Annotated in this window: 13 protein-coding genes; 11 read left to right on the top strand and 2 right to left on the bottom strand. The window is 63.8% G+C overall.

From position 1 onward, the window contains the following. Positions 1-57: 57 nt before the first annotated feature. Complete coding sequence (locus tag GA0061098_RS30820; RefSeq protein ID WP_091965257.1) at positions 58-1194, bottom strand: AI-2E family transporter; 1137 nt, start codon at positions 1192-1194, stop codon at positions 58-60. Positions 1195-1335: 141 nt separating this feature from the next. On the opposite strand from GA0061098_RS30820, the gene GA0061098_RS30825 reads away from it, so the two are divergent. From GA0061098_RS30825 to GA0061098_RS30855, 7 genes are all read left to right on the top strand, one after another. Next, a complete protein-coding gene (locus GA0061098_RS30825) occupies positions 1336-2034 on the top strand; it encodes a hypothetical protein (RefSeq protein ID WP_091965259.1) in 699 nt (232 codons plus the stop codon). Positions 2035-2125: 91 nt separating this feature from the next. Then, positions 2126-2899: a gamma-glutamyl-gamma-aminobutyrate hydrolase family protein gene (locus GA0061098_RS30830; RefSeq protein ID WP_165637707.1), complete on the top strand. Its 774-nt coding sequence runs from the start codon at positions 2126-2128 to the stop codon at positions 2897-2899. Positions 2900-3779: 880 nt separating this feature from the next. Next, complete coding sequence (locus GA0061098_RS30840) at positions 3780-4016, top strand: hypothetical protein (RefSeq protein WP_165637708.1); 237 nt, start codon at positions 3780-3782, stop codon at positions 4014-4016. A gap of 306 nt (positions 4017-4322) precedes the next feature. Continuing rightward, positions 4323-4862, top strand: coding sequence for a TRAP transporter small permease subunit (locus GA0061098_RS30845; RefSeq protein ID WP_091965263.1), 540 nt, complete (start codon positions 4323-4325; stop codon positions 4860-4862). Beyond that, positions 4859-6463, top strand: coding sequence for a TRAP transporter large permease (locus tag GA0061098_RS30850; RefSeq protein WP_091965264.1), 1605 nt, complete (start codon positions 4859-4861; stop codon positions 6461-6463). Before GA0061098_RS30845 ends, GA0061098_RS30850 begins: the two co-directional genes overlap by 4 nt. A 186-nt stretch (positions 6464-6649) precedes the next feature. Beyond that, a complete protein-coding gene (locus GA0061098_RS44155; protein ID WP_129590988.1) occupies positions 6650-6859 on the top strand; it encodes a hypothetical protein in 210 nt (69 codons plus the stop codon). A 46-nt stretch (positions 6860-6905) separates the two neighbouring features. Beyond that, the gene (locus GA0061098_RS30855; RefSeq protein ID WP_091965265.1) at positions 6906-7469 is read left to right on the top strand and encodes a hypothetical protein; all 564 of its coding nucleotides are present in this window, start codon (positions 6906-6908) and stop codon (positions 7467-7469) included. A gap of 360 nt (positions 7470-7829) precedes the next feature. Here the strand turns inward: GA0061098_RS30855 and GA0061098_RS30860 are convergent, their stop codons facing one another. Further along, positions 7830-8807, bottom strand: coding sequence for a GlxA family transcriptional regulator (locus tag GA0061098_RS30860; RefSeq protein WP_091965266.1), 978 nt, complete (start codon positions 8805-8807; stop codon positions 7830-7832). A gap of 154 nt (positions 8808-8961) precedes the next feature. Here GA0061098_RS30860 and GA0061098_RS30865 point away from each other — a divergent pair, with 154 nt between their 5' ends. The 4 genes from GA0061098_RS30865 to GA0061098_RS30880 all read left to right on the top strand — a co-directional run bounded on the left by GA0061098_RS30865 (position 8962) and on the right by GA0061098_RS30880 (position 12785). Beyond that, entirely contained in the window at positions 8962-9219 is a 258-nt protein-coding gene (locus tag GA0061098_RS30865) for a tautomerase family protein (protein ID WP_091965267.1), read from the top strand. Positions 9220-9400: 181 nt separating this feature from the next. Beyond that, the gene (locus GA0061098_RS30870) at positions 9401-10810 is read left to right on the top strand and encodes an NfeD family protein (RefSeq protein WP_091965268.1); all 1410 of its coding nucleotides are present in this window, start codon (positions 9401-9403) and stop codon (positions 10808-10810) included. After that, on the top strand, positions 10807-11568 hold the full coding sequence (locus GA0061098_RS30875) for a slipin family protein (protein ID WP_018320108.1): 762 nt from the start codon (positions 10807-10809) through the stop codon (positions 11566-11568). The genes GA0061098_RS30870 and GA0061098_RS30875 overlap by 4 nt, the downstream gene beginning before the upstream one ends. An 80-nt stretch (positions 11569-11648) precedes the next feature. Next, entirely contained in the window at positions 11649-12785 is a 1137-nt protein-coding gene (locus tag GA0061098_RS30880) for an asparaginase (protein ID WP_091965269.1), read from the top strand. Positions 12786-12849: the final 64 nt, after the last annotated feature.

Raw genomic sequence — 12849 nt, forward strand, 5'->3', positions numbered from 1 at the left:
TTATTTCTGGAGCATGATCTTATCGGAAAACCGCTGCACACTTTTCCGGATCATGCTCTAGGCCGCTTCTGCCAAAGGCGGCGCCTCATAGGTCTTGAAATGGTCGATCATGACCTTGGCGATGGCGACCAGCGGGAGCGCCAGCGCCAGGCCCCAGATGCCGAACACGACGCCGAGCACGATCTGGAACGCGAACAGCGTGGCCGGCGGAATGTCCAGCGCCTGCCGCTGCAGGATCGGCGTCAGCACGTAGCTCTCCATGGCGTGTACGCCCATGAAGAGCAGAAAGGCCGATAGCGCCGGGATCCAGCCCGAGGCGAGGCTCGCCAGCACCACAACGACGCCGGCGATGATGGCCCCGATGGTCGGGATGAAGGCGAGCAGGCCGGCCTGAATTCCCAGGATGAACGAGCTGGGGATGCCGATGACAGCAAGCCCGATCCAGGTCACCACGCCGACCGCGAGCATGACGATGATCTGCGCGATCAGCCAGCGCTCCAGAGTCTCACTGATGCGATCGATGATGAGGGCGACGCGGGTGCGGTGCCTGGCCGGCGCCAGGAACAGCAGGCCGTCGTGATAGACGGCCGGCTGGGCGGCGAAGGCGAAGCCCAGGAACAGCACGATGAAGATGTTGCCGACACCGTGGATGGTGCCGAGCAGCAGCTTGAAAGTCTGGCTCACGATCGCGCCGCCGCTGGAGGCCAGCGCGCCGGCGCCGGGCAGGGGACCGCGCGAGGGCGCTGCTGGTGCGGGCGCCGTCTCCGACGGCGCAGTGGCCGAGGCGTCGGTCGCGCCGTTGCCGAAATCGAAGAAGCTGGTGTCGATGCCGTGGTTGTCCAGGAAGGACTTCACGTTCCCGATCTGCGACTTGATGGTCTTGCTCAGCAGCGAAGCCTGTTCGGCAATGGTGGCGCCGCCGAGATAGGCGATGCCGGCCAGCATCAGGGCGAGCGCGGTGCAGACGATCGCGAGCCGCACCGGATGCGGCAGGGGCACGCGGCGGCCGAGCGCGCCCGTCAGCGCGTTGAGGCCGAGACCGAGCAGCATGCCGGTGAAGATCAGCAGCAGGGTGGCGGCGAAATACCAGGTGAAGGCGAGCAACGCGGTGAACAGCACGACGCCGATGCCCCCGACCGAGATCGCCCAAGCGAGGTCGCCGCGGGTCCGGGAGCGTTCATCTTTGGACGACATGGTCACATCGGGTCCTTTTCAGCGCAATGCGCGCTGCACTCTCTCGACAAACGCGCTTGGGATCAAGACCGCGTCAACGCGCTGGTTTGACGTCGGCGCGCCGACGGTGCAGAGCGATGAGGAAAGAACAATGGGGGCGGTTTGAGCTTCATCAGCAAATGGGCCGGTCTGCTCGGGCTTCTGGCCGTGCTCGTGGTCGGCGACCAGATCCGGATCAACCGGCCCGGCCACAAATTTCGTCTCACGGTCGAGGTCACGACGCCTGACGGCGTCAAGACCGGATCCGGCGTTCTGGCCGTCGTGCCCGACCGCAACTATAACCGTGGCGGCCGCACCACGATGCGCGGGGAGGCGGTGTTCGTCGATCTCGGTCAGAGCAAGAATCTGGTGGCATTGCTGGCGCACCGGCAGGACGCCAAGCTGGACTTTGACGACATCAACTATGTCGCGCTCCGTGCCTATGGCGCCGCGCGCGGCAACCGCGTCTCGTTCAACGATATCCACCGGCAGACCGGCGTTGTCCCGGTGCAGGCAGATCTCGTGCCGGTGCTCGTGAGCTTTGGCGATCCCAAGGATCCCAAGACGGCGCGCCTTGTCGCCGGCGACCATGCGGAGGCGGTTCTGGGCGAGGGCTATGCGATCCGGGGCATCACGGTCGAAGTCGTGCCCAACGGGTTCTGGCCGGTTGATTTCGGTGGGGTGCTCGGAGAGCCCGTGACGCGCGGCATCAGCGCGAAACTGCCCTGGCTGGCCGCCCCGGGCGATCCGGCCGCAACTGCACTGCAGGCCGCCGGGCTGCCCGCCGGGGGCGAGGCCCGGGAGGCATTTGCGCGAAATTAGCATTGCCGTCCCGCGATCCCTTCTGTTGAATTTGTTCCAGCCCAAGGGCATGTTTGGAGAATCTTATTATCGGAGAGGCGCGGAACGACAGATGAGAAAGCCGGTCGTCGGCGTGATCGGGAATGCCCATCGCGTCGAAAATCGATTTCAGGTCCAGATGGTCGGCGAGCGCAATTTGCGCGCCGTGGCCGAGGTTTCCGGCGGCCTGCCGATGATGTTCGCAGGTGCGCCCGATATCACCGATATCGGCGCGCTGCTCGACGTGGTCGACGGGATCGTGCTCACCGGCGCCCGCGCCAACGTCCATCCGACCCGCTTCAATGTCGATCCGTGTGAGCGCCACGAGCCGTACGATATCCATCGCGACGAGGTGGCGCTGGCGCTTTCGGTCGCCTGCGTCGCCCGCGGTGTGCCGCTGTTCGGCATCTGCCGCGGCCTCCAGGAGATGAACGTCGCCTTCGGCGGCTCGCTGCATCCCGAGATCCGCGAAATTCCCGGCCGCATGAACCATCGCATGCCCCGGCTCGAGAACGGCGAGATTCACCCCGATCCGACCGTGGTGTTCGCCGACCGTCACGACGTCGAGCTGACGCCGGGCGGAGCGTTCGCAACACTGCTCGGCTGCGAGAAGATCAGGGTCAATTCACTGCACGGCCAGGGCATCCTCGATCCCGGCAAGCGCGTGCTGGTCGAGGGCGTCGCCGAGGACGGCACCATCGAGGCGATCCGGATCGCGGAAGCCCCGACCTTCGCGCTCGGCGTGCAATGGCACGCCGAATACGATCCCCAGCGCAATCCGGTCAACCGCAAGCTGTTCGAGGCTTTTGGCGAGGCCATGGTGACGAGGCAGAAGGCGGCGGCGTAGGCCGTAGTCTCGTAGGATGGGTAGAGCGAAGCGAAACCCATCAGCACTTCCACGCTGAAGCATGATGGGTTTCGCAAGAGCTCTACCCATCCTACGGCTCTTCCCATCAGCAGACACGTCTTCCCATTCTCGCGGCGCGTTTCGCCCGAGGTTTGCTGTCGTTCGCGCCCCATGAAGACCAAAGGGCGCAGGGAAGGCCGGGTACCGGCGGCACCCGCAAGTCCGTGCGCGACGAAGATGCACACGGGGTGGACCACAGGTGATGCCGGTCGCCCGGCCTTCCCTGCGCGGCTGGTTTTAACGGTGTCCTTCGTGCTCTCCTCGGGGAGCGTTGCACTATTGCCCCCGTCGCCTCGCGGATGATCGATGCGCGTGCCCGGTCGGGCCGCCGCATCACCGCAAGCCTTGACGCACAGACCCCGGGCGTCAGGACCACACGACTTCTCCGTCCGCGGACGATCCCGCCCGAGTACCCGGAGGCTTGCGTGTGCTCGCCCTCGGGCATCGACGAAACCGCTGTGACCGCGCCGTGTCGTATCGCGTCGCCTGAGGACTCACGGTTGCCCGCCCTGTCATCATGCTGAGCCGCGCCGGCGCTACCGCGTCCACCGCCACCCGGCCCGCATCTCGTGACGATCGCGAAGCGCCCCTTTGGTAGGGCCGGGACGGGGCGTCTATGCCACAAATCCGAAATTCGGGAAAGTGGAAATATTTTTGCCAGAAGGGCTTGACCGGGTGTTTTGCCCGACGCCTCTCGGGAGTGACCCCGGCAGGGACTTATTGCGTTATCCCAATGCCGGGAGCCGCTTTATCGGGAAGACTTGTTTGGTGGATTTGCAGATACACCTTAAGTTTTGTCCCAGGACGGAGGATGACCTTCATGAGCAGACCTGTGAAGACTGAAAGCGAACTGATCGCCATGGCCAAGGCCGAGTTGAGGGTTCACGCCGACTGTCCCGATGGAATGACAATTTCGATCCTCCGCGATGGCAATTCCTGGGAGTTTCGAGCCAGCGCAGACCGGGCCACCTCGGATCGGCCCGGCTACCCTGAATGCGTTGCCATGCTTGTCCAGATCGGCGATCACCTCTGCAAGCAGTACGACGTCGAGGGTTAGGCGCGTCCGAGAGCCGGATTGCCGGCTGCCCCGTGCATCGACCAAATTAGGCACAGTGACCCATTTTTGAGGTCACTGCGGCAAACTGTCCATTTTCCTGTTGACCACGAAATTGCTGACGGTAAAGGTGCCGTGCTTCACGCGCGGCCGAGACCCGAACACGTCTCGGCGAAAACCGACAACAAGAACGAGCGGAAGCATCAGGAGGGTGAACTAGCTCCCGCGCAGACGTGGACGGTCGCTGATACAGCGCCATGGTCCTGCTCGTTCGGGGGGTAGCACTCAGCGAGCGGGGAAAAGGCATCGATGCGCCCATTGTTGGCGGTGAGTACGGCTATCGACTGGCTGAACGAAAAGGTCGGTAACGTCTGCAATATTCTGGTGCTCGCGGCCTGCGTGGTCAGCGCTGCAAATGCGATGATCCGGTATGCCTTCAGCTACAGCTCCAACAGCTGGCTCGAGACGCAGTGGTATATGTTCGCCGTCGTCGTGATGTTCGGCTCGTCCTATACTTTCAAGCGCAACGAGCATGTGCGCGTCGAAATCCTCTACCTCATGCTGTCCGAACGCGGCCAGGTATGGCTCGACCTGATCGGGACATTGGTCTTCCTCGTCCCGCCGTGCCTGCTGCTCAGCTACCTCTCATGGGCGATGTTCTACAACTCGTTCATCATCGGCGAGATGTCCAACAATGCCGGCGGCCTCCTGCGGTGGCCGATCAAATTCGTCCTGCCGGCGGGATTCTTCATGCTGGCTTTGCAAGGCGTCTCGGAGGCCATCAAACGCATTGCGGCCTTGCGTGGTGAAGTCACGATCGATGCGAAATACGAGCGGCCGACCCAATGATCACGATTGAAATGATGCCGCCGCTGATGTTCGGCGGGCTGGTCCTGGCCATGCTGATCGGATTTCCGGTCGCCTTCACGCTGGCCGCTCTCGGGCTTTCGTTCGGATTTCTCGCGATCCACGAAGGATTCTTCGGATTCAGCTTTCTCCAGGCCATTCCGGAGCGCATCTACGGCAGCGTTCTCGCCAACGAGCTGCTGCTGGCAATTCCGTTCTTCACGTTCATGGGCGCGATCCTCGAACGATGCGGGCTCGCCGAGGATATGCTGGATTCGATGGGGCAGTTGTTCGGCCCCATTCGCGGCGGTCTCGGCTATTCCGTGATCATCGTCGGCTTCATCCTCGGTGCGATCACGGGCACCGTGGCGGCGCAGGTCATTGCGATGGCGCTGATCTCGATGCCGGTGATGATCCGCTACGGCTACAACATGCGCTACATCACCGGCGTGCTCGCAGCCTCCGGCACCATTACCCAGCTGGTGCCTCCCTCGCTGGTTCTGATCGTGCTCGCGGACCAGCTCGGGAAGTCGGTCGGCGATATGTATCTGGGCGCCTGGGGCCCATCGATCCTCCAGATCGCACTCTTCGCCGGCTACACGTTTGCGCTGAGCGTGATCAAGCCGGGCCACGTTCCGGCAGTGCCCAAGGAAGCAAGGACGCTCACGGGCTGGGCGCTCTGGCGCAAATGCCTTTTGGGCATCATCCCGTCCGCCGTTCTGATCTTCGTGGTGCTCGGCACGATGATGCTTGGCCTCGCCACCCCGACCGAAGCAGGCGCGATGGGCGCCGTCGGCGCGATCGTCCTTGCCGTCATCCATCACAAGGATTTCAGCTCGGCTGGTCACAAGGTGCTGCTGGTCGGCGTTGCGGCGGCGGGCGTCGGCACGATCATCGGCATCTACCTCACGCCGAATCTGCCGTTCAAGATCGCCTTCGCGATTGCCTATCTCGCCGTCGCCTGGGTTTGCATCGAGGCGATCAGGATTCCGGACCTGCGCATGCTGGTCAAGCAGGGCTACGAGACCACGATGCGCATCACCTGCATGGTGACGTTCATCCTGATCGGATCGACCTGCTTCTCGATCGTCTTTCTCGGTTGCAACGGTGGTGTCTGGCTGGAGCACATGCTGACATCGCTGCCGGGCGGGGTCTGGGGCTTCCTGATCTTCATGAACCTGTTCATCTTCTTCATCGCCTTCTTCCTCGACTTCTTCGAGATCGCCTTCATCATCATCCCGATGATCGCGCCGATCGCGCAGAAGCTGCTCACCCCCATCGTCGGGGCGGACGCTGCCTTGATCTGGTTCGGTGTCATGCTCTGCGTCAACATGCAGACTTCCTTCCTGCATCCGCCCTTCGGCTTTGCCTTGTTCTACCTGCGAGGCGTGGCGCCGAAGGAGGTCAAGAGTTCGGACATCTATTGGGGCGCGATGCCCTGGATCGGCCTGCAGGCGATCATGGTTGCGGTCGTCATCGCATTCCCGATCACGGTCACCGGGCTGCTGGACGCTCCCATCAAGGTGGATCTGGACAAGATCAAGATCGAGATTCCCGACATCGAGCTGCCGCCGCCACTCGATTTCGGCCAGCCCAAGAATTGAGGAAACATCTCTGCCCGGGGATTGATCCAAATATTGGAGGGCTGCCGGTGACCTGCCAACGCTGCCCTTGCGCAGGGAGCCGCGGACCTTGATTGCGACGTCGCAACCGATCAGCAGGCTGGCGGAGTAGACGGTCGCCTCGCGCTGTGGCTAAGTCCAGGCCCAGAGCAGCGAAAGGGGAGCCCGATGCCGTATTTCCCATCTGGACAAGACCGAAACTTCCGCGTCTGCAAGGTGCTTGCCGACCTGTTTTGCGCAATCTTGCTCGGGACCTTTTCCATCGTCTTCTTCGGCTGGGTCGGTGGCATTGTCGCGTTCGTTATCCTCGAAGTGTGCCTGATCGGGCTCGATTGGCTGATCCCGAGCGCGGACGACGCGGCTGGCGTTGTTCGCTAAGGGCAGCTCAATGGCCGAATCTCTCCCGCGACGGGATGGCCTCGCGATGAAGCGCAGCGCCACCGTCACGGTCCTTTTCCTGCTCGCATCCTCCGCAATCGCCCAGAGCGGGCCGCCGCAGGAGGGGCCGATCACCTGCGCTTCGCCGGTTGCCCCTGACGATACCGAGCGGAGCCTGAAGCAGCGCTACGGCAAGGACGCCGTGGTGCAGGAGCTGCCCGGCGCCGAGGGCGAACGATACAAAGGCGTCGTGCTGTTCCCGAAGGCGAGTGACCGCCGCATCGAGGTCGCCTTCACCGACGACAAGGCCGGGCGCGCCTCCGGCCTGACCTTGCGCGACGCCAAGACCAGCCGTTGGACCGTTGCCGGCGTCACGATCGGATCCAGCCTTGCTGACGTGCAAAAGGCGAACGGCAAGCCGTTCCTCGTCAGCGGCTTCGAATGGGACTATGGCGGCTTCGTCACCGACTGGAAGGGCGGGGCGCTGAGCCGGCCGCTGCAAGGCGGCTGCACCGTGTCGATCCGCTTCGGCGCCAAGACCGGGGCGCCGAGGTCGCTGTCCGGCGATGGCGTGAAAGCAGCGTCCGATCATGCGGCGCTGGTGAAATAGGCGCCGGTGGTGACCGCAATCGGGGTGAATTTTCCGGACAAGTGACGAGGCGCGCTGGTGTGTAGGGCGGATTAGCCGAAGGCGTAATCCGCCATCTTGTCTTGATCGGGCAGCTTCAAAGCCCCGAGACGTACAGTCCGGATTATTTCCGGAGGACTGGGGAAGAGACGGCAGCACGGATGGCGACTTTGGAGAGCGCGTGAGCGTCACCAGCAGTCGGCGGATTACGCCCTCGGCTGATCCGCCCTATGTAAACCAATCAGTAGGAATTGGTCCGCCCTGATTTTTGCGGCTCTGATTTGTTCTTTGAGAACAAAGTAGAGTCGGATGTGGAACGAAAGCGGATGACTCGACGGCGCCTCACATCGTCCGCTCCATCCGTCGCGCGCGATAGGCCTGCGGTGACATCAAGGTGAGCTTGCGGAACGCCTTGCGAAAGCTGCTCTCGTCCTCATAGCCGGTCGTGCGCGCGATCGCCTTGATCGGCTGCGTCGTCGTCTCCAGCAGCGTGCGCGCGTGCTCGACGCGGCGGCGCATGATGAAGGCCTGCGGCGGCTCGTGCGTGAGCTCCCGAAATTTCCGGTTCAGCGTGCGCTCGCTGAGACCGAGTGCGCCGGCAAGGCGCTTGACCGTCATCGCGCTCTTGCCGGTGCGGCGAACCAGGAGGTCGGCCCTGGTCAGCAGCGGGTCCTGCGAGAGCAGATAGCCGACCGGCATGAAGATCGACTGGGTGCGCTGCGCGGTGTCGATGACGGCGTAGTCCGCGCATAATCTTGCGGTCTCCTTGCCCTCGACCATCTCGATCAGCCTGAGCAGGAGGTCGACCCATGACATCGGGCCGGCTGCGCAGACGATGCGATCCGCGACGGTGACGACGGCATCCGGGGCGAGGTCGATGCAGGGATGACGCTGCCGCAGCTCGCCCTGCAGCCACCAGGTGATGGTGGCGCGGCGGTTGTCGAGCAGACCGGCGCCGGCCAGCAGGAACACGCCGCTGCAGAACGCGCCGATCAGGCGGCCGTTCGCGTGCTGCTGCCGGAGCCAGGCGCCGGCGCGGTCATATTGCGGCTGCAGGCGCTCGGCGGTGACATGATCGACGAGATTGCCGGGGACGAGGATCGCGTCGAAGCGAGTGCGTTGCCCGATCCCGCCATCGACCGCGACCATCCGGCCGCCGCCGGCGCACACGGGCTTGCCGTCGAGCGAAAGCGTCTGCCAGCTGAAGTCGGATTTTGCGCCGCTCTGCTGCATGACGTGATTGGCGAGCGACAGGATGTCGGCGACGCCGGCGATCGCCGAATGCATGCAGCCTTCCAGTGCCAGAATTGCGAGCTTCATGGGACCCCCCTGGCGTTGATGCCGCGATCCTAGCCGATCGGGTCCGCGAGCGCCTGGCGGAAATTGCCTGATCTCTGTCTTATCCGCCACTGCCCTGCGAAGAGTGTCCGGTCCAATCTGCCGCCGTCGTCACCCGACATGATTGGAGAGAGACATGCCTTACGTCACCATTTCCACCGTCCGCGGCATTCTGGATGCCGCGCAGAAGAAGACGCTGCTCGAACGCGTCACCGACCTCCTGGTCGAGGTCGAAGGGCAGGGCAGCCCGGATTTCCGCCGCAACGTCTGGGTCAGGATCGAGGAGCAGGAGCCCACACACTGGTCGCTCGGCGGCATGCAGCAGACAGCTGAGATCATCGCGAGCACGTTCGGCGCGATCGGGACGGACGGGGTGCGGATCGCGCGGCGCTAGCAGCACGGAATGCGTGGGCGGATCAGCTCAAGGCATGGTCCGCCCGCCACCGCCCCGTGCTCAACCGATCTACGGGGCGGTTTCCATTGCATCGCACAATCAGGACAGGGGCCTGCACCAGCACACGGCTGCATTGAGGTTCGAGAGGCGAACACCATATGCTCTGCAAGGGAGCCCTGCCGTGCAGACCATGAAGGCGGCCCTCGTTGCGGCGATTGGCGTCGTTGCTTTGATCTGCTGCCTCCTTCCCAGCTCAGCGGAGGAGAAGAGCCGCCTTGCACTGATTGTGTCGATCGAAGGGGCCATTGGCCCTGCGTCGGCCAGTTACGTGAAGGAGGCCTTGGCCAAGGCAAGCGAACGGCGCGCCGAGGTCGTGCTTCTGAGAATCAACACGCCCGGCGGTCTCAATTCCAGCATGCGCGAGATCATTGCGGATGTGCTGGCCTCGCCCGTTCCTGTCGTCGGTTACGTCGCTCCCTCCGGCGCCCACGCGGCGAGCGCGGGGACCTATATCCTTTATGCGACCCACATCGCGGCGATGGCGCCAGGCACCAATATCGGTGCGGCAACGCCGGTGCAGATTGGCGGACCGCTGCCGGGGCTGCCGAGCGGTACACCGGACAAGGGCGGCAAGGACAAGAAGGACGGGGACCAGCAGAGCGAGCCCAAGGATCAGTTCAAGGATGCGATGACGGCAAAGGTGACCAATGACGCGGTTGCCTTCATCCGCAGCCTTGCGGAGCTGCGTGGCCGCAATGCGGACTGGGCGGAGAAGGCGGTCCGCGAGGCCGCCACTCTCTCTGCCAACGGCGCGCTGCAGTCCCATGCCATCGAACTCGTCGCGCGCGATCAGCCTGAATTGCTGAGGCAGCTCGATGGCCGCGTGGTCGAGGTTGCAGGCGGCAAGACGCAACGTCTTGCGACGAAGGATGCGGTCGTCGAAGCCATCGACCCCGGATGGATATCCCGCTTCCTGGCGGTCATCACCGATCCGAATGTGGCGTTCATTCTCCTGATGGTCGGCATCTACGGCCTGATCTTCGAGTTCATGTCTCCCGGAGCCGTCGCCCCCGGCGTGGTCGGCGCGATCTGCCTGCTGATCGGTCTCTATGCGCTCAATTTGCTGCCGATCAACTATGCCGGCCTTGCCCTGATGCTGGTCGGCATCGTGCTTCTCACCGTCGAAGCCTTCAATCCGACCGTGGTGATCGGTCTCGGGGGGATCATCGCTTTTGTGCTGGGAGCGCTGATGCTCTTCAGGGTCGAGGCGCCCGGTTACCACCTGTCATGGTGGGTGATCGGCATCACGGCAGCCGTGTTCGCCGGCTTTGCTCTGGTCGTGCTTGGTTCGCTTCGGCGTGCCGCCCGGGCTCCGGAACGGGTCGGCGCGCAGGCGATGCGAGGCTTGCCCGCCGAGGTTCTCGACTGGAGTGGGAGCGAAGGTCACGTCTTCGCCCATGGCGAGCGCTGGCAGGCGCGCGGGGCCGAAACGTTCAAGCCCGGAGAGACGGTCGAAGTCGCGAACGTCGTCGACCTGACGCTGCTGATACGGCGCGCACCGGCCAGGACCGGTGAGGGAGGTACATCATGATGCTGGAATACCTGACTTATGCGGCGCTTCTGCTGCTTGTCATCATGTTTCTATCCCAGGCTATTCGAATCCTGCGCGAATACGAGCGTGGCGTCATCTTCACGCTCGGCCGTTTTACCGGCGTGAAGGGCCCGGGCCTCATCATCCTCATTCCGGTCGTGCAGCAACTCGTCAAGGTCGACCTCCGGGTGATGGTGCAGGTCGTGCCGCCGCAGGACGTGATTTCGCGGGACAACGTGTCCGTAAAGGTCAACGCCGTTCTGTACTTCCGCATCGTCGACCCCGAACGGGCCATCATCAAGGTCGGCGATTACATGGCCGCCACCAGTCAGCTCGCGCAGACAACGTTGCGCTCGGTGCTCGGCAAGCACGAGCTCGACGAGATGCTGGCCGAGCGCGACAGATTGAACGCCGACATCCAGGAGATCCTCGACAAGCAGACCGACGTCTGGGGCATCAAGGTGACCGGGATCGAGATCAAGGACGTCGATATCAACGAAACCATGGTGCGCGCGATTGCCAAACAGGCCGAGGCGGAACGGTTGCGGCGCGCCAAGGTGATCAATGCGATGGGCGAGCAGCAGGCTGCCGAAAAGCTCGTCGAGGCCGGCCGGATTCTCGCGCAGGAGCCTCAGGCGATGCAGCTGCGTTACTTCGCGGCCCTGCACGACATCGCGGGCGAACGGTCGTCGACTGTCGTCTTTCCGCTGCCGACGGGCTTGCTCGACCATTTTATGCCGCGGCGGGACAATCCTTAGCCATAAGCATTGAGAGGACCATCTTCGGCCTCATTGGGCGTATCGAATATCGCTCCCAACTTGAACGGGAGGAGAATTCGATGACGAAGCATGCCGCCAGACCCGCAATCCACCGCCGAAATCGGCCATCGATCCTCGCCGTTCCGCTGATCGCCTTCGCACTTTGGTCGTGGGGGATCGCCGCGGCGGAGGCCGCGGAATCGGGCAAGGACGCGATGGCTGCCGGCCTGCCGCGCATTCTCGTGCTCGCGACCGGCGGCACCATCGCAGGCCAGGCCGACGCGCGTGCGACCGGCGCGTACAAATCCGGCCAGATCACGGGCGAGCAGCTGATGCAATCGGTGCCGGGGCTGGACAAGCTCGCGAAGCTGAACGCCGAGCAGATTTCGTCGATCGGATCCCAGGACATGAACGACAAGGTCTGGTTTGCGCTGGCACGTCGCATCCAGGAGGCCTTCGACAAGAACGAGGCCGATGCGGTCGTCATCACCCACGGCACCGATACGCTGGAGGAGACCGCGTTCTTTCTCGACAACGTGGTGCGCGGCGACAAGCCGGTGGTGATCGTCGGCTCGATGCGGCCGGCGACGGCCGTCAGCGCCGACGGCCCCGGCAATCTCTACGAAGCCGTGCAGGTGGCGGCCGACCCGCGCTCGCGTGGGCGCGGCGTGATGGCGGTGCTGAACGACAAGATCCAGGGCGCGCGCTCGGTCACCAAGACCAACACCACCAGCATCGAGACGTTCAGCTCGGCCAATGACGGGCCGATCGGCTATGTCGACACCGCCGGCGGCATTCGCTTCATGGCACAGGCTCAAGGTCTCAAGCGCGCGACCTATCAGCTCCCGGCCGGCGAGCAATTGCCGCGCGTTGCGATCGTGTACTCGCACGCCAACATGGACGCCGTTCCGATCGAGGATGCCATTGCGCACGGCGCCAAGGGCATCGTGCTGGCCGGCGTCGGCGACGGCAACACCTCGAAGGCGGCGCTCGATGCGCTCGAAGCGGCGGCGAAGAAGGGCGTCATCGTGGTTCGCTCGACGCGGGTTCGATCGGGCTTCGTGACGCGGAACGTCGAGGTCGACGACGACAAGAACGGGTTCGTCGTGTCCGAGGACCTCAATCCGCAGAAGGCGCGGGTGCTCACGCAATTGCTGATAGCGGGCGGCGTGACGGGGGCGGCCGAGCTGCAGAAGGCTTTTACGGCGACCTGGTAGCGGGCCGAGCAGGATGGGTAGAGCGCAGCGAAACCCATCGGTTTTCCACGGAACGAGATGATGG

The organism is Bradyrhizobium shewense (genome assembly GCF_900094605.1).
Taxonomy (GTDB): Bacteria; Pseudomonadota; Alphaproteobacteria; order Rhizobiales; family Xanthobacteraceae; genus Bradyrhizobium; species Bradyrhizobium shewense.